At 67.0% G+C, this 25,598-nt stretch carries 30 protein-coding genes, 1 tRNA gene and 1 pseudogene; 13 read left to right on the forward strand and 19 right to left on the reverse strand.

From position 1 onward, the window contains the following. Positions 1 to 20: 20 nt before the first annotated feature. The 7 genes from thrC to H7F53_RS04765 form a co-directional block, all read right to left on the reverse strand. Positions 21 to 1,421: a threonine synthase gene (thrC, locus tag H7F53_RS04735; RefSeq protein ID WP_185678325.1), complete on the reverse strand. Its 1,401-nt coding sequence runs from the start codon at positions 1,419 to 1,421 to the stop codon at positions 21 to 23. A 69-nt stretch (positions 1,422 to 1,490) separates the two neighbouring features. Then, positions 1,491 to 2,060 carry an SURF1 family cytochrome oxidase biogenesis protein gene (locus H7F53_RS04740; RefSeq protein WP_246438504.1) on the reverse strand — a complete coding sequence of 190 codons (570 nt, stop codon included), beginning with the start codon at positions 2,058 to 2,060 and terminating at the stop codon, positions 1,491 to 1,493. Further along, on the reverse strand, positions 2,057 to 2,473 hold the full coding sequence (locus tag H7F53_RS04745) for a DUF983 domain-containing protein (protein ID WP_185678326.1): 417 nt from the start codon (positions 2,471 to 2,473) through the stop codon (positions 2,057 to 2,059). The genes H7F53_RS04740 and H7F53_RS04745 overlap by 4 nt, the downstream gene beginning before the upstream one ends. Further along, entirely contained in the window at positions 2,473 to 3,297 is an 825-nt protein-coding gene (locus tag H7F53_RS04750; RefSeq protein ID WP_185678327.1) for a cytochrome c oxidase subunit 3, read from the reverse strand. The genes H7F53_RS04745 and H7F53_RS04750 overlap by 1 nt, the downstream gene beginning before the upstream one ends. A gap of 64 nt (positions 3,298 to 3,361) precedes the next feature. Further along, complete coding sequence (locus H7F53_RS04755; protein ID WP_185678422.1) at positions 3,362 to 3,976, reverse strand: cytochrome c oxidase assembly protein; 615 nt, start codon at positions 3,974 to 3,976, stop codon at positions 3,362 to 3,364. Between the two features lie 8 nt (positions 3,977 to 3,984). Continuing rightward, complete coding sequence (locus tag H7F53_RS04760) at positions 3,985 to 4,131, reverse strand: hypothetical protein (RefSeq protein ID WP_185678328.1); 147 nt, start codon at positions 4,129 to 4,131, stop codon at positions 3,985 to 3,987. Positions 4,132 to 4,138: 7 nt separating this feature from the next. After that, positions 4,139 to 4,993, reverse strand: coding sequence for a heme o synthase (locus tag H7F53_RS04765; protein WP_246438549.1), 855 nt, complete (start codon positions 4,991 to 4,993; stop codon positions 4,139 to 4,141). 314 nt (positions 4,994 to 5,307) lie between these two features. Here H7F53_RS04765 and H7F53_RS04770 point away from each other — a divergent pair, with 314 nt between their 5' ends. Beyond that, a complete protein-coding gene (locus H7F53_RS04770; RefSeq protein ID WP_379542796.1) occupies positions 5,308 to 5,742 on the forward strand; it encodes a thioredoxin family protein in 435 nt (144 codons plus the stop codon). Positions 5,743 to 6,039: 297 nt separating this feature from the next. On the opposite strand, the gene ctaD is transcribed toward H7F53_RS04770, so the two are convergent. Next, positions 6,040 to 7,728, reverse strand: a complete 1,689-nt coding sequence (gene ctaD / locus H7F53_RS04775) for a cytochrome c oxidase subunit I (protein WP_185678331.1) — start codon at positions 7,726 to 7,728, stop codon at positions 6,040 to 6,042. Positions 7,729 to 7,758: 30 nt separating this feature from the next. Further along, complete coding sequence (gene coxB / locus H7F53_RS04780) at positions 7,759 to 8,736, reverse strand: cytochrome c oxidase subunit II (protein WP_185678332.1); 978 nt, start codon at positions 8,734 to 8,736, stop codon at positions 7,759 to 7,761. Between the two features lie 214 nt (positions 8,737 to 8,950). On the opposite strand from coxB, the gene pyrE reads away from it, so the two are divergent. The 7 genes from pyrE (at position 8,951) to ruvX (ending at position 14,412) form a co-directional block, all read left to right on the forward strand. Beyond that, positions 8,951 to 9,535: an orotate phosphoribosyltransferase gene (pyrE, locus tag H7F53_RS04785; RefSeq protein WP_185678333.1), complete on the forward strand. Its 585-nt coding sequence runs from the start codon at positions 8,951 to 8,953 to the stop codon at positions 9,533 to 9,535. Beyond that, positions 9,532 to 10,278 carry a pyridoxine 5'-phosphate synthase gene (locus H7F53_RS04790; RefSeq protein WP_185678334.1) on the forward strand — a complete coding sequence of 249 codons (747 nt, stop codon included), beginning with the start codon at positions 9,532 to 9,534 and terminating at the stop codon, positions 10,276 to 10,278. The genes pyrE and H7F53_RS04790 overlap by 4 nt, the downstream gene beginning before the upstream one ends. Next, positions 10,275 to 10,676: a holo-ACP synthase gene (gene acpS, locus H7F53_RS04795; protein ID WP_185678335.1), complete on the forward strand. Its 402-nt coding sequence runs from the start codon at positions 10,275 to 10,277 to the stop codon at positions 10,674 to 10,676. The genes H7F53_RS04790 and acpS overlap by 4 nt, the downstream gene beginning before the upstream one ends. Before the next feature lie 96 nt (positions 10,677 to 10,772). After that, positions 10,773 to 11,660, forward strand: coding sequence for a signal peptidase I (gene lepB / locus H7F53_RS04800; protein ID WP_343061914.1), 888 nt, complete (start codon positions 10,773 to 10,775; stop codon positions 11,658 to 11,660). Between the two features lie 10 nt (positions 11,661 to 11,670). Next, entirely contained in the window at positions 11,671 to 12,801 is a 1,131-nt protein-coding gene (locus H7F53_RS04805) for an AI-2E family transporter (protein ID WP_185678336.1), read from the forward strand. Positions 12,802 to 12,811: 10 nt separating this feature from the next. After that, positions 12,812 to 13,930: a DUF3089 domain-containing protein gene (locus H7F53_RS04810; protein ID WP_185678337.1), complete on the forward strand. Its 1,119-nt coding sequence runs from the start codon at positions 12,812 to 12,814 to the stop codon at positions 13,928 to 13,930. Beyond that, complete coding sequence (gene ruvX, locus H7F53_RS04815) at positions 13,927 to 14,412, forward strand: Holliday junction resolvase RuvX (RefSeq protein ID WP_343061915.1); 486 nt, start codon at positions 13,927 to 13,929, stop codon at positions 14,410 to 14,412. The genes H7F53_RS04810 and ruvX overlap by 4 nt, the downstream gene beginning before the upstream one ends. 52 nt (positions 14,413 to 14,464) lie before the next feature. Here ruvX and H7F53_RS04820 read toward each other — a convergent pair whose 3' ends face one another. The 4 genes from H7F53_RS04820 to argH form a co-directional block, all read right to left on the reverse strand. Continuing rightward, positions 14,465 to 15,250, reverse strand: a complete 786-nt coding sequence (locus tag H7F53_RS04820; RefSeq protein WP_185678338.1) for a precorrin-2 dehydrogenase/sirohydrochlorin ferrochelatase family protein — start codon at positions 15,248 to 15,250, stop codon at positions 14,465 to 14,467. Between the two features lie 46 nt (positions 15,251 to 15,296). Continuing rightward, positions 15,297 to 16,556, reverse strand: a complete 1,260-nt coding sequence (lysA, locus tag H7F53_RS04825) for a diaminopimelate decarboxylase (protein WP_185678339.1) — start codon at positions 16,554 to 16,556, stop codon at positions 15,297 to 15,299. A 159-nt stretch (positions 16,557 to 16,715) separates the two neighbouring features. Beyond that, positions 16,716 to 16,961, reverse strand: coding sequence for a hypothetical protein (locus tag H7F53_RS04830; protein ID WP_185678340.1), 246 nt, complete (start codon positions 16,959 to 16,961; stop codon positions 16,716 to 16,718). A gap of 12 nt (positions 16,962 to 16,973) precedes the next feature. Continuing rightward, positions 16,974 to 18,347 carry an argininosuccinate lyase gene (argH, locus tag H7F53_RS04835; protein ID WP_185678341.1) on the reverse strand — a complete coding sequence of 458 codons (1,374 nt, stop codon included), beginning with the start codon at positions 18,345 to 18,347 and terminating at the stop codon, positions 16,974 to 16,976. 22 nt (positions 18,348 to 18,369) lie between these two features. On the opposite strand from argH, the gene H7F53_RS04840 reads away from it, so the two are divergent. Both H7F53_RS04840 and H7F53_RS04845 read left to right on the forward strand, forming a co-directional pair. Next, positions 18,370 to 18,954 carry a TlpA family protein disulfide reductase gene (locus H7F53_RS04840; RefSeq protein WP_246438505.1) on the forward strand — a complete coding sequence of 195 codons (585 nt, stop codon included), beginning with the start codon at positions 18,370 to 18,372 and terminating at the stop codon, positions 18,952 to 18,954. Positions 18,955 to 19,043: 89 nt separating this feature from the next. Beyond that, a tRNA-Leu gene (locus H7F53_RS04845) sits at positions 19,044 to 19,130 on the forward strand. A gap of 215 nt (positions 19,131 to 19,345) precedes the next feature. Here H7F53_RS04845 and H7F53_RS17975 read toward each other — a convergent pair. Both H7F53_RS17975 and H7F53_RS04855 read right to left on the reverse strand, forming a co-directional pair. After that, a pseudogene (locus tag H7F53_RS17975) lies at positions 19,346 to 19,801 on the reverse strand (tyrosine-type recombinase/integrase); the annotation flags it as partial. Then, on the reverse strand, positions 19,798 to 20,106 hold the full coding sequence (locus tag H7F53_RS04855) for a hypothetical protein (protein ID WP_185678343.1): 309 nt from the start codon (positions 20,104 to 20,106) through the stop codon (positions 19,798 to 19,800). The pseudogene H7F53_RS17975 and the gene H7F53_RS04855, both read right to left, overlap by 4 nt. A 226-nt stretch (positions 20,107 to 20,332) precedes the next feature. Between H7F53_RS04855 and H7F53_RS04860 the strand changes: the two genes are divergently transcribed. Genes H7F53_RS04860 through H7F53_RS04870 form a run of 3 tightly spaced genes read left to right on the forward strand, consistent with a single transcriptional unit; the run spans position 20,333 to position 23,062 of the window. Next, the gene (locus H7F53_RS04860; protein WP_343061917.1) at positions 20,333 to 21,232 is read left to right on the forward strand and encodes a recombinase family protein; all 900 of its coding nucleotides are present in this window, start codon (positions 20,333 to 20,335) and stop codon (positions 21,230 to 21,232) included. Then, on the forward strand, positions 21,232 to 22,134 hold the full coding sequence (locus tag H7F53_RS04865; protein ID WP_221773572.1) for a plasmid partitioning protein RepB C-terminal domain-containing protein: 903 nt from the start codon (positions 21,232 to 21,234) through the stop codon (positions 22,132 to 22,134). The genes H7F53_RS04860 and H7F53_RS04865 overlap by 1 nt, the downstream gene beginning before the upstream one ends. Then, on the forward strand, positions 22,127 to 23,062 hold the full coding sequence (locus tag H7F53_RS04870; protein WP_221773573.1) for a plasmid partitioning protein RepB C-terminal domain-containing protein: 936 nt from the start codon (positions 22,127 to 22,129) through the stop codon (positions 23,060 to 23,062). Before H7F53_RS04865 ends, H7F53_RS04870 begins: the two co-directional genes overlap by 8 nt. A 174-nt stretch (positions 23,063 to 23,236) precedes the next feature. Here H7F53_RS04870 and H7F53_RS04875 read toward each other — a convergent pair whose 3' ends face one another. From H7F53_RS04875 to H7F53_RS04890, 4 genes are all read right to left on the reverse strand, one after another. After that, on the reverse strand, positions 23,237 to 23,797 hold the full coding sequence (locus tag H7F53_RS04875) for a PEPxxWA-CTERM sorting domain-containing protein (protein WP_246438508.1): 561 nt from the start codon (positions 23,795 to 23,797) through the stop codon (positions 23,237 to 23,239). Positions 23,798 to 24,090: 293 nt separating this feature from the next. Continuing rightward, positions 24,091 to 24,453: a sensor histidine kinase gene (locus tag H7F53_RS04880; RefSeq protein ID WP_185678346.1), complete on the reverse strand. Its 363-nt coding sequence runs from the start codon at positions 24,451 to 24,453 to the stop codon at positions 24,091 to 24,093. A gap of 3 nt (positions 24,454 to 24,456) precedes the next feature. Next, entirely contained in the window at positions 24,457 to 25,182 is a 726-nt protein-coding gene (locus H7F53_RS04885; RefSeq protein ID WP_185678347.1) for a cytochrome c biogenesis CcdA family protein, read from the reverse strand. A gap of 3 nt (positions 25,183 to 25,185) precedes the next feature. After that, the gene (locus H7F53_RS04890; protein ID WP_185678348.1) at positions 25,186 to 25,581 is read right to left on the reverse strand and encodes a TlpA family protein disulfide reductase; all 396 of its coding nucleotides are present in this window, start codon (positions 25,579 to 25,581) and stop codon (positions 25,186 to 25,188) included. Positions 25,582 to 25,598 lie beyond the last annotated feature (17 nt).

Consider the following 25,598-nt stretch of genomic DNA (forward strand, 5'->3'; position numbering starts at 1 on the left):
GCCCCCTGCGCAGTGCGGGCTCACACCCGGGGCGTGGCGTGCAGCGCGACGTAGTCGGCCACGGCGGCATAGTCGCCGGGCAGCTGGACCAGCCGCTCCTCACGCTCGAACAGGTCGCCCACTCGGGTCGGCAGGCTCGGCCGCACCCCGGTCGCCTGCTCCACCGCGTCGCGGAACTTGGCCGGGTGCGCGGTGGCCAGGGTGACCACCGGAACGCGCGGATCGAGGCCCGCGGTTTGGGCGGCATGCAGCCCGATCGCGGTGTGTGGATCGATCACCTGCCCGGTTTCCACCCAGGCCCAGCGGATCGCCTTGAGCGTCTCGTCGGCATCGGCGCGGGCGCTGGTGAACAGGGTTGCCGCGCCCTCGCGCTGGGCGTTGGTGAGCTGCATCGCCTTGCTTGCCTCAAACCCGCGCATCTGCGCGGCGAGCGCCAGCCCGTCCCGCCCACCGACGTCGAACAACAGCCGCTCGAAGTTGGACGAGACCTGGATGTCCATCGAGGGCGCAGTGGTCGGGGTCACGGTGCTCTGCGAATAGTCGCCGGTCGACAGTGCGCGGTGCAGGATGTCGTTGACGTTGGTGGCCACGATCAGCCGCTCGATCGGCAGCCCCATCTGCGCCGCGACATAGCCGGCAAAGACATCGCCGAAATTGCCGGTCGGGACCGAGAATGCGACCTTGCGCGCGGGGGCGCCGAGCTGCAGCGCGGCGGCGAAGTAGTAGACGATCTGGGCCATCAGCCGCGCCCAGTTGATCGAATTGACCGCGCCGATGGCGAAGCGGTCGGTCATCGCGGCATCGTTGAACATCCGCTTCACCATCGCCTGGGCATCGTCGAACGAGCCCTCGATCGCGATGTTGTGCACGTTGGGGGCGAGCACTGTGGTCATCTGCCGGCGCTGCACGTCCGAGACGCGGCCGCGCGGGTGGAGCATGAAGATGTCGACCTTGGAGCGCCCGGCCACCGCGTCGATCGCGGCCGAGCCGGTATCGCCCGAGGTGGCCCCGACGATGGTCAGGTTGCGCTCCGATCGCCCGAGGAACTCCTCGAACAACAGGCCGAGCAACTGCAAAGCCACATCCTTGAACGCCAGCGTCGGTCCGTGGAACAGCTCGAGCAGCCACTGCTGCGCATCCAGCTGGACCAGCGGAGTGACCGCGCGGTGCGAGAAGCGGCCATAGGCTTGGGTGGTCAGCGCTAGCAAGCGTTCCGGGGTCAGGCAGTCGCCGACGAACGGCTGCATGATCCGCTGGGCCAGCTCGGCGTAGGGCAGGCCGACCATGGCTGCGATCTCGGCCTCGCTGAAGCGCGGCCAGCTGCGCGGCACGTAGAGCCCCCCGTCGGAGGCGAGCCCGGCCAGCGTGGCATCGGCAAAGTCGAGCGCGGGCGCGGCGCCGCGGGTGCTGATGTAGTCCATGGGACTGGCGCCGTAGCGGCGGGGGACCGCGTAGGCAAGGATTCGGCGTCCCGGTCCGACCGGGGGGGATCAGCCGCGCAGCCGTTTGCGCAGCGCGATGGCGTAGATCACCAGCGCCACGGCGGCGAAGGCGAACCACTGCACCGCATAGGCCAGGTGATTGTTGGGCAGGTCGCGCGGGTCGGGGCGCGCGCTGGGCTGCAGCCCGGCGAGCGGCGGATCGGCAAAGAGCACCGCCCCGCCCTCGCGGGCGACATAGGTGCCGCGTACCGGCCCGCCCGGCCAGGCGACCGGCTCGGACCGCAGCGACCAGCCCAGCACCAGCCGCAGCGGAGCGCCGCCGGGGGTGGGGCAGGACGCGACGTGGGCCCAGCCGGCCACGCCCACACCGCTGCGCCCGGCCTCGGCGCGGGTGGCCGACGCGGCCGGGCAGTCGAGCGCGACGCGGCTGTAGCTGGCCGGCGCCGCGCCGCCACGCGGCCAGGGGCGCAGTGTGCGATCCGCCTGGGCCGCGCGGTAGCCTGCGATCATCGCCTCTTTCTGGTGCAGCCGCTCGAGCTGCCAGAGCCCGAGGCGGAGCATGATGGCCGCGGCGACCAGCACAACCAGCGTGGGCAGGAGCGGGATGCGGCGCATCATTCCGGCCGGTCCGCGGGATCGACCGTCCAGTCGGCGGTGACCGCCTCGCCGGCGCGCCGGCGGTATTCGGCCTGGAGCAGCCAGGCCTTGCAGCCGCGCAGGCCGCCCAGCACGGTGCCGGCGGTGACGGGCACCCACAGGATGACGTGGACCCAGAACGGCGGCCCAGCCGCCAGCTCGAGCCACAGCGCCAGCCCGGTGACCAGCGCGCCGATGATCAGGGTGAGGAAGGCGGCGGGACCATCGCCGACGTTGAACCGGGTGAAGTCCAGACCGCACACCCGGCAGCGGTCTGCGAACTGGGCATAGCCGGCGAACAGCGTCTTCGCATGGCAACGGGGGCAACAGCCGAAAAGGGCAGCCGCGGCGGTGCCGGGCTGCCCCTTCGTGTCCGGTCGGACGGGATCGGTCATTACTCGATCACCGCACCCCAGTTGCCCCAGACATAGACCGCGACGAAGAGGAACAGCCAGACCACGTCGACGAAGTGCCAGTACCAGGCGGCGGCTTCGAAGCCGAAGTGCTGGCGCGGGGTGAAATCACCATTGTAGGCGCGCTTCAGGCAGACGATCAGGAAGATCGTGCCAACCAGCACGTGGAACCCGTGGAAGCCCGTGGCCATGTAAAAGGCCGAGCCGTAGGTGTTCTTGCCGAAGGGGAACGGCGCGTGGATGTACTCGAAGGCCTGGATCGAGGTGAACAGCAGGCCGAGCAGGATCGTCGCCCACAGGCCCTTCTTCAGGGCATCGCGGTCACCGTGAATCAGGCCGTGGTGCGCCCAGGTGACGGTGGTGCCCGAGCACAGCAGGATCAGCGTGTTGAGCAGCGGAAGGTCCCAGGCGTTGATCACCGCCTCGATCGCCTTCGGCGGCCACTGCCCACCGATCACCTCTTCGGCCAGTTCGCTGGGGAACAGCGAGAAATCGAAGAAGGCCCAGAACCAGCCGACGAAGAACATCACCTCGGAGGCGATGAACAGGATCATGCCATAGCGCTGGTGCAGCTGCACCACCGGGGTGTGATCGCCGGCGTGGGCCTCGCGCACGATCTTGCTGAACCACTGGAACATGCCGGCAAGCAGCAGGGCCAAGCCAGCCCAGGGCACAACGTGTCCGCCGGGCAGCTTGTGCATGAACAGCACCATGCCCGAGGTGAAGATCAGCGCGCCCAGCGTGGTCAGCAGTGGTACGATGTCAGGCGGAAGGATGTGGTAATCGTGGTTCTTGGCACCGGCCATGATCATTCGTCCCTATCGTCGCGCCCCCTGCGGGAGTGCGGGCTTTGGCTGATTTGCGGTTCCCTTATCGCGCGTTGGCAGGGTGGTCCAGAGGCTTCGCGTGACGTTTTGCGACAAGGGCGGCGGTTGCTTCCTTGTCCTCGTGGAAGGTGTAGCTCAGCGTGATCTGCTTGATCGCGCGGGCTTCCTCGTCTTGCAGGATCGCCGGGTCGACGTAGTAGGTCACCGGCATGCGGACCTCCTCGCCCGGCTGCAGGGTTTGCTCGGTGAAGCAGAAGCACTGGATCTTGTTGAAGTACTTCCCGGCCTCGTCGGGCGTGACGTTGAAGCTGGCCCGCCCGGTGATCGGTTGGTCCGAAAGGTTGCGGGCGCGGAAGGTGGCAAGGCTGCGCGCCCCGAGGCGGACTGTCTGGGTAACCTGCTCGGGCCGGAAGGCCCAGGGCAGGTCGCGGTCGATGTTGCCGTCGAAGCGCACCGAGATCGTCACCGGGCTGACCTGGACCCCGGCCGCCTCGACCTCGGAGGTGCGCTGGGCGGTGCCGCCGAACCCGGTCACCTGGCAGAACAGCCGATAGAGCGGAACTGAGGCATAGCCGAGGCCCAGCATGAACAGCGCGCCCAGCAGCGCATAGAGCGCGATCCGGCGGTTGCGGTCCTTGAGCGGGGGAGCCGAGGCCATGGGTGCGGTCACAGGTCCATCTTGGCGATCGTGATGGCAAAGAACAACAGGGCGAAGAAGCCCAGCACCAACCCGAGCGCGACGTTGCGCTGGCGAATCACCTTGCGGCGCTGGGCCAGGTACTCGGGCGAGCGGGGATCGGGCAGGTCGGTCATCGTGGGGTCACAGTCCCGGTGCGAGGATCCAGCGGTCGGCCACCAGGGCGGCGAACAGCGCGAACAGATAGATGATCGACCAGAAGAACAGCTGCTTCTCGGGCTTCAGCGTGTCGTCCGGGCCGGTCGGTCGGCGCAGTCCTACCCGGATCGAGAGCAACAGGAACCCGCCCGATAGGACACTGGCCGCGAGGCCGTAGATCCATCCGGCCCCGCCCTGGGCGAAGGGGATCAGGCAGGGCACCAGCGAGAGCGGCAGGAGCAGCGCCGCATAGACCAGGATCTGCCGCCGGGTCGACGCCTCGCCCGCGACCACCGGCATCATCGGGATCCCGACCTTGGCGTAGTCGGTCTGGACGAACAGGGCGAGCGCCCAGAAATGCGGCGGGGTCCACATGAAGATGATCGAGAACAGCACGATCGGCATCAGCGTGACGTCGCCGGTCACCGCGACCCAGCCGATCAGCGGCGGGAAGGCCCCGGCGCCGCCGCCGATGACGATGTTCTGCGGGGTGCGCGGCTTGAGCCAGATCGTGTAGATCACCGCATAGTAGACGATCGAAAAGGCCAGCAACGCGGCGGCGAGCCAGCCGATCGCCAGCCCCATCACCAGCACCGAGCCGACCGACAGGCCGATCCCGAAATCGCGTGCCGCGGTGCGCTCCATCCGTCCCGAGGGAATCGGGCGCGACTGGGTGCGGCGCATGCCGGCGTCGATATCGGCCTCCCACCAGTGGTTCAGCGCGGCAGCGCCGCCGGCGCCCACGGCGATGCAGAGCACCGCGGTGAAACCGAGCACGGGGTTGATCGAGCCGGGCGCCGCCAGCAGCGCGCAGAGCCCGGTGAAGATGACGAGCGTCATCACCCGGGGCTTGGTCAGCTGGTAGAAGTCGCGCCAGTCGGCGGGGAGCGGGAGTGTTGCGGCCTGAGTCACGGCCGCGCCTATAGGCGAGGGCGCGGCAAAGGGAAAGCGCGCTGCGATGAAGGGATCGCCGGGCCGCGCAAGGCCATGGCTGGACAAGCGCGCAAACCGCGGTAGGCTAATCTCAATTCAGGAGGTAGAGTTTTATGCCGGTTTGTCTGCGCCCTTCCCTTGCCGCCCAGCTTGCGGCCACGCTGGCGGCCGCCGCGGCGCTCACCCTTGCCATGCCCGTGGCGGCCCGGCCGGGACCACGCATGACGATTGCCAGCTTCGAGGACCTGCCCAAGCCGCTGCCGCTGCCCTATGCGGAGGGCGCCCCGGCCGATGTGGAGGTGGCCCGCGCGATCGTCCGCGCGAAGCGCACCGGCAAACTGGTGCTGATCGATCTGGGGGGCAACTGGTGTCTCGACTGCCGGCTGCTGGCGGGAACGATGCGGCAGGCGCCGCTCAAGGCGTGGCTGGCGCGCCATTATGAGGAGGTCACGGTCGACGTCGGGCGGTTCGACCGCAACCTCCAGATCCCCGCGCGCTTTGGCATCACCGGCCGGCTGGCCGGGGTGCCGGCGATCCTGATCGTCGATCCGAAAACCGGCCGGCTGGTCAACGACGGCAAGATCACCGCCCTGGCCGATGCCCGCAGCATGACCCCGCAGGGGCTGGCCGATTGGCTGGCGAGCTGGGTGAAGTAGACCGCCGGTTGACACGGTTGACACGGTCCTGAGGACAAATGGTGGCGGGCGCGCGGTCCGCCGCCCGGCCGGCGTGCACGAAACCGCGGCGCCGTGTTGACAGCGGGAACAGCGGGGCAGGCGCGGGCACGGCACGAAGGGTCAGGCATCGCGCCACGATGCCCCACGCGGGCCGGGTAGGACAGGCCGGTTGTCACCCCTCGCCCGGCCGTGTCCCGGTCAGGCAGAACCGCTGTTCACGAACGAAAAGGCCCCGGAGTGTCCTCCGGGGCCCTTCGTGGTCACCCTTGCGGGCGATCAGTGGTGCGCGTCCTCGATCACCGGGAGCGTCTCGAACTGGTGGAACGGCGGCGGGCTGGACAGGGTCCACTCCAGCGTGGTCGCACCCTCGCCCCAGTAGTTCGGCGCCGCCTTCTTCCCCGCCACGAAGGCATAGAGGATGTTGACGAAGAAGATCAGGATCGAGACGGCCATGATCTTGTAGCCGAGCGTGGCCCACTGGTTCCAGTACTCGTAGGCCGCCGGGTAGTCCGGATAGCGGCGCGGCATGCCCTGGAGCCCGAGGAAGTGCATCGGGAAGAAGATCAGGTTCACGCCGACGAAGAACACCCAGAAGTGCGTGTGGGCGAGGAACTCGGAGTACATCTTCCCGCTCATCTTCGGGAACCAGTAGTAGAACCCGGCGAACAGCGAGGTCACCGCGCCCAGCGACAGGACGTAGTGGAAGTGCGCCACCACGTAGTAGGTGTCCTGCAGGTTGTCGTCGATGCCACCGTTGGAGAGGACCACGCCGGTCACGCCACCAACGGTAAACAGGAAGATGAAGCCGATCGCCCAGACCATCGGCGCCTTGAACTCGAGGCTGCCGCCCCACATCGTCGCGATCCACGAGAAGATCTTGATGCCGGTGGGGACCGCGATGACCATGGTGGCTGCGGTGAAGTACATCTTGGTGTTCACCGAAAGACCGGTGGTGTACATGTGGTGGGCCCAGACGATGAACCCGACCACACCGATCGCGACCATGGCGTAGGCCATGCCGAGGTAGCCGAACACCGGCTTGCGCGAGAAGGTGCTGATGATCTGGCTGATGATGCCGAAGCCCGGCAGGATCATGATGTACACTTCGGGGTGACCGAAGAACCAGAACAGGTGCTGGTAGAGCACCGGATCGCCACCGCCCGAGGGATCGAAGAAGGTGGTGCCGAAGTTGCGGTCGGTCAGTAGCATGGTGATCGCCGCGGCCAGGACCGGCAGCGAAAGCAGCAGCAGGAACGCGGTGACCAGCACCGACCACACGAACAGCGGCATCTTGTGCAGGGTCATGCCCGGCGCACGCATGTTGAAGATGGTGGTGATGAAGTTGATCGCGCCCATGATCGAGCCGGCACCGGCGAGGTGCAGCGAGAAGATCGCGAAATCGACCGCGGGACCCGACGAGCCGTAGGTCGACAGCGGGGCATAGGCGGTCCAGCCGATGCCGGCGCCGTTGCCGGTGGTGTCACCCGGGACGAAGGCCGAGAGCATCAGCGAGACGAAGCCAGCCACGGTCAGCCAGAACGAGATGTTGTTCATCCGCGGGAAGGCCATGTCCGGCGCGCCGATCATGATCGGAACGAACCAGTTGCCGAAGCCGCCGATGATCGCCGGCATCACCATGAAGAACACCATGATCAGGCCGTGCGCGGTGATCAGCACGTTCCACAGGTGGAGCGCGCTGTTCATCTCGGCGGCCTTGCCCTCGGCCATGCTGGCCCAGAGGGTCAGGTACTGGATGCCGGGCTGTTCCAGCTCAAGCCGCATCAGGCCCGAGATCGCGCCGCCGATGATCCCCGCGAAGATCGCGAAGATCAGGTAGAGCGTGCCGATGTCCTTGTGGTTCGTGGACATGAACCAGCGGGCGAAGAAGCCCGGCTTGTGATCGTGGTCGTGCGCATGATCGTGCGCGTCGCCGTGAGCCTGGAAGGTCTCAGCAGTGGTAGCCATGATGAGCGAACCTTGTCTTTCTGGGCGAGATCAGGCGGCGGGAGCCGCGGATGCGGGGGCTTCGGGCGCGGCTTCAGCTGCGGCCGGAGCGGGAGCGGCCGGGGCCGCCGCGGCGCTGGCCGGGGTGACCGTGCCACCCTGCGCCACCACCCAGGCGTTGAACTTGTCGCGCGGCAGAGCCTCGACCGCGATCGGCATGTAGCCGTGGCGGGCGCCGCACAGCTCCGAACACTGGCCGTAGTAGACGCCGGGCTTCTCGATGAAGAGCACCTTTTCGTTCACGCGGCCGGGTACGGCATCGAGCTTGAACCACAGCGAGGGCACCGCGAAGGCGTGGATCACGTCCGCCCCGGTCGTCTGCAGGCGGATCGGCTCGCCGACCGGCAGGACCAGACGGTTGTCGACGCCCAGCTTCGCCGGCTCGCCGCGGCGCACCGCCTCGTCGTCGGGCAGCATGTTCGAGATCACCTCGATGCCGCCGTTGTCCGGGTAGGAGTAGGTCCAGTACCACTGGTTGCCGGTGGCCTTGACGGTCAGGGCCTTTTCCGGTGCCGGCTTGTACTGGCGGGCCAGCAGGGTGATCGAGGGGATCGCGATGCCGACGAGGATCAGCACCGGCAGGCCGGTCCAGATCACTTCAAGCAGGGTGTTGTGGCTGGTCCGCGAGGCGACCGGGTTGGCCTTGCGGTTGTAGCGCGCGGCAACCCAGACGAGCAGACCGAGCACGAACAGGCTGATGATCGTAATCACCGGCATCAGGATCGCATCATGCATCCACAGCGCATAGTGCCCGTTGGGCGAAAACTGCTGCTGGAAGCCGAGGGCGCCATCAACCGGCTGGCCGATCCCGGGCACGGGTTTCATCGGGACGTAGGCAGGAGCCGCTTCGGCTGCCGCGGCGGTCGCCTCGGCGGCCTGGGCCAGCACGGCTTGCGGCAGGGCCGCCAGAGACACTCCGATGGCCAGAGCGGCCGATCCCGCACGGTGGGCCTGTACGCCGAATTTCATCATTCTCGCGCCTTTGTTACCAATTTTCCCGGCGAGATTCCCGCACGAAACGGCCATTTCTCGCCCTTTTGGGGTCCAACAACCGCGGCCTATACGCGCGCTTGCGGGGCACCTCAAGCGCCTCTAGGGGATATTTTTGACGCAGCGCAAGAGTGCGATGGGGCAGGTTCATGCCCCTTGGTTCAGGCCCGTGATTTCAGGAGATTGGTCCCCCATGCAGCAAGACGAGGTGCTCGCCGAGTTCCGCGCCAGCGAAGCCCTGCTCGAAGGGCACTTCCTGCTCTCGTCGGGGCGGCACAGCGGGCACTACCTGCAGTGCGCGCGGGTACTGATGAACCCGGCGCGCGCCGCCCGGCTCGCCGGGGCCCTGGCCGCCGCGCTGCCCGCCGACCTGCGCGCCCGGCTGACCCGGGTGGTCTCGCCGGCAATGGGCGGGGTGATCATCGGCCACGAGATGGGCCGCGCGCTGAACCTCGATGCCATGTTCGTCGAGCGCCCGACCGGCACTTTCGAACTGCGCCGCGGCTTCGCCCTCTCCCCGGGCGACCAGGTGCTGATGGTCGAGGACGTGGTCACCACCGGCCTGTCCAGCCGCGAGGCGATCAAGGCGATCGAAGCGGCCGGCGGAGAAGTCATCGCCGCGGCGGCGCTGGTCGACCGCTCGGGCGGTACGGTCGACCTCGGTGTGCCGTTCACCGCGCTGATCGCGCTCGACTTCCCGACCTATGCCGCGGACGAGGTGCCGCCCCACCTGCAGGCCATCCCGGCCATCAAGCCGGGGAGTCGCGCTCAGCCATGACCCTCGCTGGGACCGCCCCGGCCCGCCTCCGGCTGGGCGTCAACATCGATCATGTCGCCACGGTGCGCAATGCGCGCGGCGGCGATCATCCCGACCCGGTGCGCGCCGCTGAGATCGTCGCGGCGGTCGGCGGCGACGGGATCACCGCGCACCTGCGCGAGGATCGCCGCCACATCCGCGACGAGGACATCGCGCGGATCCAGGCCTGCACCGACCTGCCACTCAACTTCGAGATGGCGGCGACCGAGGAGATGGTCGCCTTCGCGCTGCGCCACCGCCCCCACGCTGCCTGCATTGTGCCCGAACGGCGCGAGGAGCGGACCACCGAGGGCGGGCTCGATGCCGCCGGCCAGCACAACCGGCTGGCACCGATCGTTGCGCGGCTGGCCGACGCCGGCATCCGCGTGAGCCTGTTCATCGCCCCCGAGCCGCGTCAGATCGAGGCCGCCATGCAGCTGCGCGCGCCGGTGGTCGAACTGCACACCGGCGAATATGCCCATGCCGAGGGCGAGGCCCGTGCGCACGAACTGCGGCGCATCGCCGACATGGCCGCGTTGGCTGCCCGCAACGGGATCGAGCCGCACGCCGGTCACGGCCTGACCTATGACAACGTCCAGCCGATCGCGGCGATTCCGCAATTGGCCGAGCTCAATATCGGGCACTATCTGATCGGGGAGGCGATCTTCACCGGCCTGGGGCCAGCAGTGCTGAAGATGCGCGAGCTGATGGATGCGGCCCGGTGATCATCGCGATCGGATCGGACCTGTGCAACATCGAGCGGATCGCCCAGTCGCTCGACCGTTATGGCGACCGTTTCCTGCAGCGCGTGTTCACCGCGGCCGAGCAGGCCAAGGCGGCCAAGCGCCCCTTTACCCGGGCCGGAACCCTGGCCAAGCGCTTCGCCGCGAAGGAGGCCTTCTCCAAGGCGGTCGGCACCGGGTTCAAGGCCGGGGTGTTCATGAAGGACATCGGCGTGGTCAACGCCCCGTCCGGCGCCCCGACCCTCGCCCTGACCGGCGGCGCGGCCGAGCGGCTGCGCGCCATCACTCCGCCCGGGCACGAGGCTGTGGTCCACCTCACCCTGACCGACGATCATCCCTGGGCCCAGGCCTTCGTGGTGATCGAAGCCCGTCCCGTGTGACAGTGCCGGCCTGACGCCAACCGTGGGGCGCGAGGCGATTGCATCGGCGCGGCGCACTGCGTACTAGCCGCACAACACACATCCCCAAGGATCATCGTGACCGACACCCCGCCCGCCGCGCCCCCCGTTACCGAACCCGCCCCGCCGCGCGCGATCGACTGGATCGCCGAGATCCGCGGGCTGGCGGTCATGCTGCTGGCCGTGCTGGCCTTCCACAGCTTCCTGGCCAAGCCGTTCTACATTCCGTCGATCTCAATGATGCCCAACCTGCTGGTGGGGGACCGACTGATCGTCTCGAAGTGGCCCTATGGCTGGAACTGGTCCTCAGCCTCGTTCCACGTCCTGCCGCGCTCGACCACACGGATTCTGGGCCGCACCCCGGCCTATGGCGACATCGTGATCGTCGTCCCGCCCAACCGCACCGACGACCTGATCAAGCGCGTGGTCGCCCTGCCGGGTGACCGGATCGCGGTCGTCAACGGCCAGATCGTACTCAACGGCAAGCCCGTGCCGCAGACCGCAGAGGCCCCGGCGCGGATTCCGGCAGACGACCAGTTGCGCTGCGAGGGCGCTGCCGGGCCATCATCGTGCTATGACGAGTTCGCCTCCTACCGGACCCGGTTGCCGAGCGGCGAAGAGGTCTACGAGTTGCCCGCCTACCGCGAGACCCTGCCCAACGGCGCAACCTACCAGATCATCGACCATCTCGATCAGACGCTCGACCACATGCCCGAAATCACGGTGCCGGCCGACCATGTCTTCGTCATGGGCGACAACCGCGACCATTCCGCCGATAGCCGAGCTCCGCTGTGGGAGAACGGGCTGGGCGGGCCGGTGCCGCTGTCCGACGTGGGCGGGCGCGCCGAGTTCATCACCTTCTCGTTGAACGGCACCGAGACGCTCAATCCGCTGACCTGGTGGGGTGCCTTGCGCACCAAGCGAGCCTGGAGCAGTCTGCGTCCGCCGATCATGACCCGACGATAAGGACCGTGCGATGAGTGGAGAGATCGACCCGCAGGCCGTGCCCCCCCGGCATACCCCGGCGGGCCACCACGCCCATCGCGCCGGGCCCACCGACTATGCCGATGCCGACGTGCGGCGCGAAGCCAAGAAGGCCGCGGTGTGGATCGGCATGGCCGCCCTCGTCGTCGCGGTGGTGTTCATGGCCCAGCCGCTGCTGGTGATCTTCGCCGGGCTGGTCTTCGCCGCGATGATCGATGGCGGCGCCCGGCTGCTTGGCCGGATCCTGCCGATCGGCCGCGGCTGGCGGGTCGCACTGGTGCTGCTCGGAACGCTGGCCTTCCTGGTGTGGACCGCATGGTTCGCCGGCACGACCCTGGCCGATCAGGCAGCCCAGCTGCCGGCCACGGTCGAAACCCAGGCGATGCGCGCGCTCGGCTGGCTCGAGGCCCACAACATGGGGGTGCGCGCCGAGGACGTGCGCGGCGTGGTCCAGCAGGCGCTGGGCGGCGTGGGCCAGCTGACCCGCGCGGTCGGCGGGCTGCTCGGGGGGGCGACCACCCTGTTCCTGGTGCTGGTGCTGGGGATCTACATCGCGGTCGAGCCGCGGCTCTACCAGCGCGGGATCGCCTGGATGCTGCCGATGGAGAGCCGCGCGCACTTCCACGGCACCGCCGCGCTGATGGGCAAGAGCCTGCGCATGCTGATGTTCGGCCGGTTGCTGGGCATGGCTGTCGAAGGCGTCGGTACCTGGGTGGCGCTGGTGCTCTATGGGGTGCCGATGTCGGGCCTGCTGGGCCTGCTGACCGGGCTGCTCGCCTTCCTGCCCAACATCGGCGCGCCGCTGTCGGGGCTGATCATGGTGCTGGTGGGCTTTTCCGGCGGAACCACGATGGGCCTCTACTGCATCGCGGTCTATGTCATCGTGCAGACGGTTGACGGCAACATCATCGTGCCGATGGTGGCGAAGAAGACCGTCGACCTCGCCCCGGCGCTGGTGCTGGGCGCGCAGCTGGTGATGGGTGCCCTGTTCGGCATCCTCGGGCTGGCCCTGGCCGATCCGCTCGTGGCGATGATCAAGGTCTGGCTTGAACGGCATTCAGCGCGCAATGCCAGCCTCGCCGAGGCCGCGGCGGGCGAGCCTCTCGCCGTTCCGCCCGCCTGACCCCGCCGCGATGGCCCGCAAGTTCCTCTACATCGTCGCGGTGCTGATCGCGCTGGTCTTCCTCGGCCGGGTCGCGCTGTCGTTTTGGGGCAATGACCTGGCCCGGCTGGCACTGGTTCCGGGCGGAGCCTACGAGCGGGCCGGCGCCCTGCCCGCCGGCGCCTATGCCGATCAGGCGATGTGGCTGTCGCGCCCCGGGCTCAAGGACGATCCGGCGCGGTTCCGTCCCGCCGGGCTGCCCGCCGATCCGGCGCCGCTGGATGCGGCCGTGTTCTTCATCCACCCGACCAGCTACATCGACCGCGCCCACTGGAACGCCCCGCTGGACGATGTCGCCGCCAACCAGACGGCGCGGCGGCTGGTTCAGGCGCTGGCCAGCGCCTTCAACGCGAGCCCCCAGCTGTGGGCACCGCGCTATCGTCAGGCGACCTTCGGCGCCTTCCTCACCGACCGCCCCGACCGCACCGCAGCGCTCGAGCTGGCCTATGGCGACTTGCGCCAGGCCTTTGCCGCCTTCCTTGCAGCAGTGCCGGAAGACCAGCCGATCGTGCTGGTCGGTCACAGCCAGGGAGCGCTGCACCTCAAGCGGCTGCTGCGCGACGAGGTGGCGGGCAAACCGCTCGCCCGGCGGATCGTGGCGGCCTACGTGATCGGCTGGCCGGTCTCGCTGGCGCACGATCTGGGACCGATGGGGCTGCCGGCCTGCGCAAGCGCCGCCCAGACCGGCTGCGTGCTGAGCTGGATGTCCTATGCCGAACCGGCCGACACCGCCGAAACGCGCCGGGCCTATGCGGGCAATCCCGCGGTCGACGGGCGGCTGCCTGGCAAGAGCCCGATGCTCTGCACGAACCCGCTGACCTGGACCCTGGGCACCGCGGCCCCGGCCAGCGCCAACCGCGGCACGCTGGTCCCAACCAAGGTCGAGGGTCAGGGCGAGCTGCGCCCCGGCATGGTCCCGGCCCGCTGCGGCCCGGAGCAGTTCCTGCTGATCGGCCCGCCACCGGAGATGGGCGACTATGTCCTCCCCGGAAACAACTATCACGTCTACGACATCCCCCTGTTCTGGGCGAACGTGCGCGCGAACGTGGCGATGCGGGTGCAGGCGTGGCAGGCGCAGGAGGCCCGGTGAGCGACGGCGCCGCGCTGGTCACCACGGCCCCGGAGGCGTTCCGCGCCGCCCTGCCCGGCGGCGGCGGGCTGCTCGGGCTCGACCTTGGCACCCAGACCATCGGCACCGCCTTCTGCGATGCGGGCTGGCGCTTCGCCTCACCCGGCAAGACGCTGAAGCGCGGCAAGTTCGGCGCTGATCGGGCGCTGATCGGCGCGTTGATCGCCGAACGCGGGCTGCGTGGAATCGTGATCGGGCTGCCACTCAACATGGATGGCAGCGAAGGACCCCGCAGCCAGTCGAGCCGGGCCTATGCCCGCAACCTCGCCGTGCTTGGGCTACCGGTCCTGCTGTGGGACGAGCGCTGGTCGACCATCGGGGCCGAGCGCGGGCTGCTCGACCAGGACATGAGCCGGGCCAAGCGCGCCGAACGGATCGATTCTGCGGCGGCGGCGGTAATCCTCCAGGCGGCGATCGACCGGCTGGCGGGCGGAATCCTGTAGGATCGCGGCAAACAGGCCCTGACAAAGCCGCCGGGCACCTGCCGTCTGGCGCTTAACGCCCCGCCCGCACCGTCACCACCAGCCCATCGCGCACCGGTGCGGGTTCGCCCGGCGCGAGCGGCCAGCGCACGGCATCGGCCCGGGCGCGCAGCAGCACCGCTTCGGCTACGTCCGGTTCATGCGCGACGCAGTCCGCCGCACCGAGCAGGCGGGCGTCGCGCAGGGTCAGGTCATCGGGATCGGCGGAGCGCAGACGGATCTCGGCAGCAGCCGTGGCCATCGGCTCTGCCCCCTCGGCCCAGTCCACCAGCCGCGCGGCGCTGGCCGGGTCGAGCGGGTCAAGCGGACCGCCCGCGGCAAGCGCGGCATCCAGCGCGCGGCGGCGGTCACCCGGCCCGGGGAAGCGCGCCTTGAGCCGATCGCGCAGATCACCCAGCCCGCGGGCGAGGTCGGCCAGCGACGACGGGAGCAGGCCTTCCAGCCGCAGCCGCAGCGCCTTGGCCAACCCGGCCGAGACGCCGCCCGTCGCCACCGCCACCAGCACCGGCCCGCGTTCAAGCAAGCTGGGGGTGGTAAAGTCGCACAGCGCCGGGCGATCGACCACGTTGACCAGCAGGCCGGCGCAGCGCGCGCGGAGCGCGTCGCCCTCAGCCGCCCGGGCATCATCGTGCGCGATGAAGGCCAGCCGCGCGCCGCGGTCGATCCCGTCCTGCAGATCGTCGATCACCTCGCCCCCTGCCCGGCGCACCAGCCGCGCCTTGGCCTCGGCTGCTTCGCCGTGGCCCAGGACGATCACCGGCTGGCCCGAGATGCGGTGATAGAGCGGCAATGAGTCCATCGGTTCCGTCCCGTCTGCCGGGTTGCCCCGCGCGCCGTGCGCCAGCCTAGTCGAGCCACTCCGGCACGCGCTCGGCCGCCAGGATCGCCGCCGGTTCGATCCGTTCGGCCACCACGGCCCAGCGATCGCCATCGACCATCACCTCGGGCACCAGCGCGCGCGAGTTGTAGGTGTTGGCCATCGTTGCGCCGTAAGCCCCGGCGGTGCGGAACACGGCCAGGTCGCCTGGCCCGACCGCATCGATCGTGCGGCCCATCGCGAAGGTGTCGGAGCTCTCGCAGATCGGTCCGACGATGTTGGCCACCATCTGCGCGCCGCTGGGCTCGACCGCGACGAAATCGTGCCAGGCATCGTAGAGCGCCGGGCGGGCGAGATCGTTCATCGCCGCATCGACCACCACGAAGGGGGCGACCACCCCGGGCTTGACCCGGATCACCCGGGTGACCAGCACGCCCGAGTTGCCGGTGATCACCCGGCCCGGCTCGAACATCAGCGTGGCGCCCCAGTTGCCGGTGACCCGCGCCACCATCGCGCCATAGGCAGCCGGACTGGGAAACTCCTCGCCGGCGCGATAGGGCACGCCGATCCCGCCGCCGAGATCCATGTGCGATACGCTGTCGCCCTGGGCACGGATGTCCTGCATCAGGACGCCCATCTTGGTGAAAGCGGCCTCGAGCGGATCGAGGCTGGCAAGTTGGCTGCCGATGTGCACGGCCAGTCCGCGCAGCTCCAGCCCGGGCAGGGCGGCCAGGCGGCCATAGATCCCGGCCGCCCGGTCATAGGGCACGCCAAACTTGTTCTCGGCCTTGCCGGTGGAGATCTTGCCGTGGGTCCCGGCATCGACATCGGGGTTCACGCGCAGCGCCGCGCGCGCCGTGGTGCCCATGGCGGCGGCGATCTGCGCGAGCTCGACCCCCTCCTCCTCGCTTTCGAGGTTGAACTGGCCGATCCCGGCCGCGATCCCCTGCCGCAGCTCGGCTGCGGTCTTGCCCACCCCGGAGAACACGATGCCCTCCGGCGCCATCCCCGCGGCCAGCGCGCGCGCGACTTCTCCGCCCGAAACGCAGTCGGCGCCGAAGCCCTCGCGCGCCAGCAGGCGCAGAACAGCCAGGTTGGGATTCGATTTCACCGCGAAGGCGACATGCTTCTGCGGCACCCCGCCCAGTCCCTCGAGGAAGACCCGGGCGTGCCGCGTCAGCGTCGCGCGCGAATAGACGTAGACCGGGCTGCCCACCGCGGCGACGATCTGGGGCAGGGGCACATCCTCGGCGTGAAGCACGCCGTCCCTGTAAGTGAAATGATCCATGGCGGCTGCTCTAATGCGCTCGGCGCGAAATGCCAGCCCGTCACTTGGTGGGAGAGCCGCCCCATGATGGCCGCAATCGCGAAGCACGTCGATGTCCGTGGCGAGGCCCGGGATGACAGGACCCGGCCCGTCGGCGTCTGGCGCCAGTCCGGACGCTCCTCAGCCCTGCGGCGGCAGGTCGAACGGATCGTCGCGACGCTGTTCCGAGCGGCTGCGCAGCTCGACGCTGCGCTCGGGCGCGGCCTGGGGCGGGAGGGTGAGCAGGGTATTGGCCGAGGGCTGATCGCCCCGGCCATAGGGCGCGACCGGCAGGCTGCGCCCAGCCTGCGGCTTGAGTTCGGCGGTCTGCCCGCAGCCGGCCAGCAGCGCGGCCAGGACCGTCAGCATCGCGATCGTTCCGCGCATTGTCCCAGCTCCTTAGCCGAGGCCGAGCGCGGTGCGCGCCGCGGCCACCCGCTTCTCTACCTCGGCCGGAGCGGTTCCGCCATGGCTGGCGCGTGCCGCGACCGAGGCCTCGACCGACAGCGCAGCAAAGACCCGCTGATCGATCCGCGCATCGATCGCCTGGAGTTCTTCGAGCGGAAGCTGATCAAGCGCCACGCCCTTGCTTTCGGCCAGCTTCACCGCTGCGCCGGTAATGTGATGCGCCTCGCGGAACGGGATGTTCGCCTGCCGCACCAGCCAGTCGGCCAGATCGGTCGCGGTGGCATAGCCCAGCTCGGCGGCCGCACGCATGCGGTCGGTGCGGAACTGGGTCGCCGCGACCATGCCGGTCATCGCGGCCAGGCAGAGGGTGAGCAACCCGGCAGCCTCGAACACCGGCGGCTTGTCGTCCTGCATGTCCTTCGAATAGGCCAGCGGCAGGCCCTTCATCGTGATCATCAGCGCGGTCAGGCACCCGACGATCCGCCCGGCATGGCCGCGCACCAGCTCGGCGGCGTCGGGGTTTTTCTTCTGCGGCATGATCGAGCTGCCGGTGGACAGCGAATCGGGCAGGCGCACGAAGCCGAAGGGCTGGCTCGCCCAGATGATGAACTCCTCGGCCAGCCGCGAGAGGTGCAGCGCGCACTGGCTGGCGGCCATCAGGTAGTCCAGGGCGAAGTCGCGGTCAGACACCGAATCGAGGCTGTTGTCGGTCGGCCCGTCGAAGCCCAGCGCGACGGCTGTGGCCTGGCGGTCGATCGGAAAGCCGGTCCCGGCCAGCGCCGCCGCACCCAGCGGGCAGCGGTTCATCCGCGCCCGCGCATCGGCAAAGCGCGAACGGTCGCGCGCCGCCATCTCGTAGTAGGCCATGAGGTGGTGGCCCAGGGTGACCGGCTGGGCGGTCTGCAGGTGGGTGAAGCCAGGCATGATGCTGGCGGCATGCTCGCCCGCGCGGTCCACCAGCGCGCGCTGCAGCGCGGCCAGGCCCGCGTCGGCCTGGTCGATCGCATCGCGTACCCACAGGCGGAAGTCGGTCGCCACCTGGTCGTTGCGGCTGCGCGCGGTGTGCAGCCGCCCCGCCACCGGGCCGATCAACGCGGCGAGCCGGCTCTCTGTGGTCATGTGGATGTCCTCGAGGTCCCAGTCCTCGGGTACGCCGTTGGCCTCGTACTCGGCCGCAACCTGGTCAAGCCCGGCGGCGATCGTCGCCGCATCCTCGGGGGCGACGATGCCCTGGGCGCCGAGCATGCCCACATGGGCCTTTGACGCCGCGATGTCCTGCCGCCACAGCGCCTTGTCGAACGGGATCGAGGCATTTATCTCGCGCATGATGGCCGAGGGTCCTTCGGCGAAACGCCCCCCCCACATCGCGTTGGAGCCCGCTTTGCTGATGTCCCGCTCGCTCACATCCCTGATCCTTGGCTGCGGCCTGTCCCTTGGCCTTCTGGCGCTGGCCGGGTGCGATAGGCAAGGCGGCCAGCCCGCGCAAGGCGCGACGTCGGCCGCCACCTCCGCTGCGGTCGCCCCAGCCGCGCCAGCCAAGGGCCCCGATCGACTGAATGCGGGCACCCCCCTGCCCGACCAGACCCTGTCGGATCCCGCCGGCCGCAAGCTGGCGCTGGCGAGCCTGGCGGGCAAGCCGGTGCTGATCAACCTCTGGGCCACTTGGTGCGCGCCCTGCGTCAAGGAGCTGCCCACACTCGAGGCACTGGCCGCCAGCGGGACGGTGCGGGTCGTCACGGTCTCGCAAGATTCGGGCGATCCGGCCAAGGTCGCCGCCTTCCTCAAGGGCAAGGGGCTGACCCGGCTCGAGCCATGGCTCGACCCCGAGAACAATCTGGCCTTCCACTACAACGGCGGCACCCTGCCGATGAGCGTGCTGTACGACAGTGCGGGCCAGGAAGTCTGGCGATTTACGGGCGAGAACGATTGGTCGAGCGCGGAAACCAAGCGCCTGCTGGCCGAGGCCGGATAAAATCCTGCCCAAGCCGTGTTGACACCCCCGGCGCCCTCGCCTAGAGGCGCGCTCCTACCTCGCAGCTAGCGCTTCAGCCAGCTGCCCGTGCCCAGATGGCGGAATTGGTAGACGCACCAGCTTCAGGTGCTGGCGCTCGCAAGGGCGTGGAGGTTCGAGTCCTCTTCTGGGCACCATTTCTTCCTCCGGGGGCGGACGCCCCCGGTAGAAAATCCCTCAGTTTGATGGGCTTAACGTCTCCCGGCGCTTGTCCGTGCATGCCTTCAACCGCCCCTAGCCATGGCGAAGTGGGGGCCTTTTGGAGGGCCTCCTGGGGGCCCCGTAGGCTGTCCAGCAAATCGCTCCACCACTGCATCATGGCCACCCGTTCGGCCCAGTACTCGGACCGGTTGTAGATCGAACTCACAGCCGTGCCGACCTGCCTGGACATCGCCCGTTCGACAGCATCATGGTTCCACTTGCCGCTCTCGTTCAGCAGCGAAGATGCCGTGGCACGGAACCCATGGGCCGTCATAACACCCTGGTATCCGAGCCGCTTCAGCGCCTGGTTAACGGTGTTTTCCGAGATCGGCTTGCGAGGGTTGTGGAACGCGGGAAAGACATAGGGTCCATTTCGCAGCTGCTCCATCTCGCGGATGATAGCGATCGCCTGGCGTGACAGCGGCACATCGTGTGGCCGACGCTTCTTCATCATCTCTGCCGGTATTGCCCAGCGCCCCGCCGCCAGGTCCACGTCGGCCCACTTCATCTGCCGGATCTCGCCCGGCCGCTGGAACAGGTGCGGAGTGAGACGCAGCGCTGCGACCGTGGAAGGATAGCCGTGTAGTCGACAACCGCGAACGGTCAGCTCAAACGGCGCTCAAGCTGGCGGATGTTTCCAACGATCATCCGCAAGGCGTCCATGTCCGGATCGTCGGAATCAAACAGCTTCTCGCCCCAGTACAATTCGATGCGCTCACACAGGCCTGAGAGCGTGGGCGCATGCAAATCGAAGTACCGACCCCTTGCCTGCTCGAGCGCAATCTCGAGCTTCTCGAGCTCGTCATCTTGGCGCTGCCGGGCGTTCGTTTCGACTTCCAGGCGAAGTTGTTGATACTCTTCTCGGGCGGCGTACCACGCAGCGGCAGTCTTGGTATTGAGTGACTTAGCCATGATTCGTCTCCTATCGACGGTCGTTGGTCAGAGCCGGGACGAGGTTGCAGCCTCGTCTCGGCTCGCATGTCAGCTAAGACTCGGCAGACTCAGAGACAAGTACTATTGTCGACATTACCTGGTGTATTGGCGATTACATCCGCCCGCCCTTGCGCGTAGCCGATCATTAAGCCATGCTGCTGAACAAGCTTGGCTATCGAAAAAGCCCTGAGCGTGACCCGAGCTGGTGTCCTGCATTGGATCCGGCCCGCGCTCACGGTCAAGCTGTAGTAACCTGGGGCGGCGCCAATCTGCAGTCGGCCGGCGATGTGTGAGTCTGTGGACCCGTGCTCGCGTCAGCAGGGTGCTGAGCAATTTCGCCTATGTCGGGGACAATGTCTGGGGTCGGACGTCCGGCAGGCTGTGTCGCAAGCGGGTCACAACCCGGCCAGAGCTCTGGGTCTATGCATCGGATGTTTTCGAACCGGTTGTAGAGCGCGGCCTGTTCAATGAGGCTCGGTCGATCATTCAGGCCAAGGTCTGCAAACTGACCAATGCCGAACTCCTGACGCGCCTCGCATCCCTTCTTGATAGGCACGGGACGCTATCTGCCCGGCTAATCAATGACGATCCCGAACTGCCTGACGCCAATGTTTGCGCTTACCGGTTTGGCGGGCTGATGAAGATCTACCAGCTGCTCGGCCATAGTCCCCGCATCTGCTTGGATTACGTTGAATTGAACCAGTCGTTCAAGCAGGTCAGAGCCGGGCTCATCAGCCTCATCGCCGTGAGCCTAGATCGGGCAGGCATACTGGTCACCCGTGCCACTCACGCGGATCAGTTGATCGTCAATCATGAGATCTCCCTGTCGGTGCACGTTGCCAGATGTCACGCCCTCAACTCTGGCAACATGAGGTGGCAGACCCGCGGGTTCCGGAGCAAGGCGACTGACATCAACGTCATCGCGCGAATGGACCCGAGCAACTCGGCGATTTCTGAATACTACATCATCCCGAGAGCCGAGGTGACCTACGGGACCCTCAACATCGACGGCACCAACGCCCCGGATTTCTCGGGCTACCGTTACTCGGATCTGACCTGTCTCCCGCAGATGCTTCAGCCAACCCATATCTCGGAGGTCGTGTGATGGCCGATAAAGTCGCCGAATGTGTCGAGATGGTCGCGTTGGACAGGATCCATGTGCTCAACCCCAGGACCCGCAGCAAACGCGGACAAGAAGATTTCATTCGAAACATCAGGGACGTCGGCCTCAAGCGACCAATCACGGTCGCGCGCAAACGGGGCGCAGATGGGCTGACCTATGATCTCGTATGCGGCCAGGGCCGGCTCGAAGCCTTTCGGGCGCTCGGCCAGTCGGAGATCCCGGCCCGGGTGATCGATGCCAGCGAGGCCGAGTGCCTGGTCATGAGCCTCGTGGAGAACATTGCGAGGCGCCAGCACCGGCCGATCGATCTGATGCGCGAGATTGGTGAGTTGCGTTCCCGCGGGCACAGCGTCGATGGCGTCGCAAGGATTATCGGGGCGGCCCGGACCTGGGTCAACTCTGTCGTCGGATTGCTCGAGCGCGGCGAAGAACGCCTGCTGTCCGCTGTTGAGACGGGCGTGATCCCCATCAGTCTTGCTGCCGAGATCGCCCTTGCCGACAATTCGCAGGCCCAGAACCTCCTCCTCGATGCCTATAACTCAGGAGACCTCAGGGGGAAAAAGCTGGCTGCCGCCAGGAAGATGCTGGAGGCGCGGCAGTCTGCCAAAATCCAGACATTGGCGGCTTCCAAGCATGGCCGGAGCAGCAATCGGCGACCAATCTCGGTCAAAGAACTGATGACCGTTTATCAGAAGCAGGCCGAGCAGCAGCGCTTGCTGGTCAAAAAGTCACAGCGGACCGAAACCCAGCTGATCTTCACCGTTCAGGCACTCAAGGATCTCTTGGCAGACGAGGCATTTCGGGACCTCCTGGCGCGAGAAGGACTGGATCTCATGCCCCGCGCTCTCGCGCAGCGGATCTCAGGAGACCTTGAACATGCTTGAGCAGATGGCTGCACAGATGCCTGGTTCAGATCTGACCGCGCTCGCGGTCTCGTCAGGCTTTCAGCGCGAGATGATCGAGGTTTCGCTGGATAGGATCGTTCCGCTCAAACGGCTTCGACGCGACGCTAAACTCAGTGCCAAGTACGGCCAGATCCTGAGTTCTATCAAGTGTGTGGGCCTGGTCGAGCCCCCCGTGGTTGTGCGTGACGCGGGACACCCCGGTCAATTCCTGTTGCTTGATGGGCATCTGCGGATTGAAGCCCTGAAGGACCTGAGCATTGGCAATGTAGAATGCCTGGTTGCCCATCACGATGACACCTACACTTACAACAAGCGGGTCACACGGCTGCCGCCGGTGCAAGAGCACCGAATGATTGTCCGGGCTGTCGAGCGCGGCGTGGCCGCAAGCGCGATTGCCGAAGCCCTCGGGCTTGAAGTTCAATCGGTGCGCAAGCGCCTCAAGCTGCTGGATGGTGTCTGTGTCGAGGCTGCTGAAATCCTCAGAAGCGCCCCTTGTTCGATGAGGGTATTCGAGATCCTGAGACTCATGCTCCCGGCCCGGCAAATCGAAGCCGCAGAACTCATGATAGGCCAGAACAATTTCACCATGATGTTTGCCAAGGCGCTGTTGGCAGCCACGCCTCCGGCTCAGCTCGCAAATACCAGACGATTGGCGCGCGCCAGCAAGAATGATGTTTCCCAACAGCTTGCGCAAATGGAAAGGGAACTGGCCGGGCTGCAAACGCAAGTGAAGTCAGTGGAAGACAGTTATGGGAGCAATACCCTCGAGCTGACGATCGCCAGTGGTTACGTCTCGAGGCTGCTCGCCAATCCGCAGGTCCATGCGTGGATCGGCGCAAATCGCCCGGAGTACCTCATCGAGTTCCAGAAGATGTCTGACCCCCAGTCGTTCAGGCATCGAGCCTAACGAATGGCGCCGTGCCGCTCGGCCCGGGTTCGGGGCCCGAGGCTACCCGTCCACACGCGATCAACCCAAAGTTTCCGGGTTCTTCGAGGTGACCAGCTGGCTTTTCTCAAAAGCAAGGCACCGCCAGAATTCAATCTGGCGGCGCTGCTGCCTTCCAGATTAGTTCACCCTCAACTAAGCGAGGCGGACATTTTTTTGGCTGCGCTTCGCTACGCGCATTGCGCCCCCGATGAGTCCAAAGCCTAAGAGCATCATCAGCCAAGTGGTGGGTTCCGGAACGGCATCAGCGCTAGCAACCGCAAATCGCGCGACGCCAGGGCCCCCAGGGTTGCCAGAAACCAAAAGTCCAATTGCGGTGCTAGAAAAAGTAGTTTCAAGTCCGAGGTTGTCACTAATAAGACTTAAACCACCAATTCCTGACAAGCCAGTAAGAACAAACAGATCAGGGCTTGCGCTACCAGTAGAATTATAGGTGATTGTAATAAGACCATTCGTCAAGTCAACAAAGCGATTTGAGCCCAATATTATTTCGACTTCTGAAGTAGAAATGGTTTTAGTTCCGAAGGTTGATACATTCACGTTATTGCATTGAGATGGGTCGAGAGAAACTGCTCCAAAATAGACAGAGTTCGTGCAGTACGTCACATTTTGGCCGACAAGTTCAGCAGCAAGGGTCGGAGCCGCAAAGGCAAAGCTCCCGACCAAACCAATTAATGCCAACTTTATCTTACCCATGATCAACATTCCTCTGTTTTTATAGGCTTAAGCGCCGCGGCGCAGATTAATCAGTGGCCGAATTCAGGAAGACGATCATCATTAACATAGAATTAACTATTTGCAACGGACTCAAAAGCCCGTTTATCCCCTTGACGCATGTGAATCGACTCTCGGCCTGACGGGCGATATGCCGGGACATACTCCTTCGGAGCGAGATGCACTTCGCCATCAGCCCCGAAAATCCGCCGATGGCCCAGGTCAATCGTGACCGCTCCACAGCGGACCACTGGCTCCGCCTCGTCCCTGCAAGATCAATGGCGCAGCGCGGCGCGGATCCGGGCGGTGAGCTCGATCGGCTGGCGGGGCGGGCCGTACTTGGCGGCGTTGTCCAGCAAGTTGATCAGGCAATGGTGCAGCAGGCGGGCATCGACGCGAACCAGCGGCAGGTCGGGCGGAATCGCCAGGCTCTCCGGCAGGTCAGCCAAGACGCGGCGCATATCGTGGGCCGCCGCGGCCGCCGCCTCGACCAGATCGACCGGTTCTAGCATCTCGTGCAGGGCCCTGCGCTCGATCCGCAACATGTCGAGCAGATCGAGCTTACTGCGCGGCGGGACTGCCGCCAGTACGGCCAGCTGACCATCGCGAGCTGCGAGCAGCACGGTCTCCCCCGTCATTCATCAGATCGACGTTGTCAGATCCACCAGCCAGTCAGGCGAGGCCGAGACGAGCACACCTTCGATCAGCTTGTCGCCGCCGGTGATGATCAGCATGCCGACCACCATCAGCAATCCGCCCAGCACGCGCTTGCCCGTGCCGCCCGCGCGCATCAGGCGACCACGCCACTGGGCGAGCAACGAGCGGGTGGCGAAGGCCAGAGCCAGGAGGACGCTGGCAATGCCGCAGCCGAAGGCCGCCATTGTCAGCCCCACCATCGAAAGGTTCTCGCCCTGGGCGGCAAGCACCGTGGCAGCACCAAGCGTCGGGCCGACGCAGGGGCTCCAGACAAGGCCGAGCAGGACGCCGATCGCGGCCTGCCCGGCAAGGCCGTAGCGCTCCATGCCGGCTTGGCGCGCATTCGCCCAAACGGCGAGCGGTGCGGCCGCGCGGGTCAGCAAGCCCTGGGCGGCGGGCACCACTAGCGCGAGGCCGGCTGCGATGAGCAAGGCGGCGCCTGCGAGGCGGACCCAGTCACCTTCGAAGCCAGAGGCCGTGCCCAGTGTGGCAAGCAGAAGCCCGGTCAGCGTGAAAGAGCCAACCAGCCCGCCGGCCAGTGCGAGGGGGCCGCGCGGGTGCGCCTGTGCGGCGCTGCCGAGCACGATGGGCACGAGCGGCAGGATGCAGGGCGAGAGGATCGTCAGCGCACCCGCCGCATAGGCAAGCACCGGGCTCAGCACGTCCGCCATGGCTCAGCCGATCGTCTTGGCCAGCAGGCCGTTGATCGCCGCCTTGTCGGTTGTGTAGACCACGCGGCCTACTTCGCGCGTGCCGCTGTAGCCGATCAGGGTCGATTGCTTCTGTGCACCGAGCGCCTTCCACTCGGCCTTCTGCTTGTCGTAGTTGATCGAGAGGATCAGCAGATTGTTGTACTGCGGCGCGGCTGTTGCCGCCTTGATCGTCCGGCCTTGCGAGGCACAGACGGGGCACCACCACGCCTTGACCTCGACCAGGATCGGTCGCCCCTTGGCCTGCGCAGCTGCAAAGGCAGCTGGGGTGAAGGGCTGCCGCTCGGCAGCGGTGGCGGGCGCCACGAATACGAAGGTCGCGCTGGCCGACAGAGCAAGGGCGGTGAAGGAACGGAACATGGGATAGGGCCTCCTGG

It is taken from the genome of Novosphingobium piscinae (assembly GCF_014230355.1).
Classification (GTDB): Bacteria; Pseudomonadota; Alphaproteobacteria; order Sphingomonadales; family Sphingomonadaceae; genus Novosphingobium; species Novosphingobium piscinae.

Bases quoted from the DNA above. Each gene is read 5' to 3' on its own strand.
- H7F53_RS04885 (WP_185678347.1), bottom strand. From the start codon at position 25,182: ATGGCGGACGTGCTGAGCCCGGTGCTTGCCTATGCGGCGGGTGCGCTG.
- H7F53_RS04750 (WP_185678327.1), bottom strand. From the start codon at position 3,297: ATGGCCGGTGCCAAGAACCACGATTACCACATCCTTCCGCCTGACATC.
- H7F53_RS04830 (WP_185678340.1), bottom strand. From the start codon at position 16,961: ATGCGCGGAACGATCGCGATGCTGACGGTCCTGGCCGCGCTGCTGGCC.
- H7F53_RS04805 (WP_185678336.1), top strand. From the start codon at position 11,671: ATGAGTGGAGAGATCGACCCGCAGGCCGTGCCCCCCCGGCATACCCCG.
- H7F53_RS04740 (WP_246438504.1), bottom strand. From the start codon at position 2,060: ATGATGCGCCGCATCCCGCTCCTGCCCACGCTGGTTGTGCTGGTCGCC.
- H7F53_RS04840 (WP_246438505.1), top strand. From the start codon at position 18,370: ATGTCCCGCTCGCTCACATCCCTGATCCTTGGCTGCGGCCTGTCCCTT.
- coxB (WP_185678332.1), bottom strand. From the start codon at position 8,736: ATGAAATTCGGCGTACAGGCCCACCGTGCGGGATCGGCCGCTCTGGCC.
- pyrE (WP_185678333.1), top strand. From the start codon at position 8,951: ATGCAGCAAGACGAGGTGCTCGCCGAGTTCCGCGCCAGCGAAGCCCTG.
- H7F53_RS04855 (WP_185678343.1), bottom strand. From the start codon at position 20,106: ATGGCTAAGTCACTCAATACCAAGACTGCCGCTGCGTGGTACGCCGCC.
- argH (WP_185678341.1), bottom strand. From the start codon at position 18,347: ATGTGGGGGGGGCGTTTCGCCGAAGGACCCTCGGCCATCATGCGCGAG.
- ctaD (WP_185678331.1), bottom strand. From the start codon at position 7,728: ATGGCTACCACTGCTGAGACCTTCCAGGCTCACGGCGACGCGCACGAT.
- H7F53_RS04880 (WP_185678346.1), bottom strand. From the start codon at position 24,453: ATGACGGGGGAGACCGTGCTGCTCGCAGCTCGCGATGGTCAGCTGGCC.
- thrC (WP_185678325.1), bottom strand. From the start codon at position 1,421: ATGGACTACATCAGCACCCGCGGCGCCGCGCCCGCGCTCGACTTTGCC.
- H7F53_RS04790 (WP_185678334.1), top strand. From the start codon at position 9,532: ATGACCCTCGCTGGGACCGCCCCGGCCCGCCTCCGGCTGGGCGTCAAC.
- H7F53_RS04755 (WP_185678422.1), bottom strand. From the start codon at position 3,976: ATGGCCTCGGCTCCCCCGCTCAAGGACCGCAACCGCCGGATCGCGCTC.
- H7F53_RS04760 (WP_185678328.1), bottom strand. From the start codon at position 4,131: ATGACCGACCTGCCCGATCCCCGCTCGCCCGAGTACCTGGCCCAGCGC.
- H7F53_RS04770 (WP_379542796.1), top strand. From the start codon at position 5,308: ATGACGATTGCCAGCTTCGAGGACCTGCCCAAGCCGCTGCCGCTGCCC.
- H7F53_RS04745 (WP_185678326.1), bottom strand. From the start codon at position 2,473: ATGACCGATCCCGTCCGACCGGACACGAAGGGGCAGCCCGGCACCGCC.
- H7F53_RS04875 (WP_246438508.1), bottom strand. From the start codon at position 23,797: ATGGGTAAGATAAAGTTGGCATTAATTGGTTTGGTCGGGAGCTTTGCC.
- H7F53_RS04865 (WP_221773572.1), top strand. From the start codon at position 21,232: ATGGCCGATAAAGTCGCCGAATGTGTCGAGATGGTCGCGTTGGACAGG.
- H7F53_RS04870 (WP_221773573.1), top strand. From the start codon at position 22,127: ATGCTTGAGCAGATGGCTGCACAGATGCCTGGTTCAGATCTGACCGCG.
- H7F53_RS04810 (WP_185678337.1), top strand. From the start codon at position 12,812: ATGGCCCGCAAGTTCCTCTACATCGTCGCGGTGCTGATCGCGCTGGTC.
- lysA (WP_185678339.1), bottom strand. From the start codon at position 16,556: ATGGATCATTTCACTTACAGGGACGGCGTGCTTCACGCCGAGGATGTG.
- H7F53_RS04890 (WP_185678348.1), bottom strand. From the start codon at position 25,581: ATGTTCCGTTCCTTCACCGCCCTTGCTCTGTCGGCCAGCGCGACCTTC.
- H7F53_RS04765 (WP_246438549.1), bottom strand. From the start codon at position 4,993: ATGACGCTCGTCATCTTCACCGGGCTCTGCGCGCTGCTGGCGGCGCCC.
- H7F53_RS04820 (WP_185678338.1), bottom strand. From the start codon at position 15,250: ATGGACTCATTGCCGCTCTATCACCGCATCTCGGGCCAGCCGGTGATC.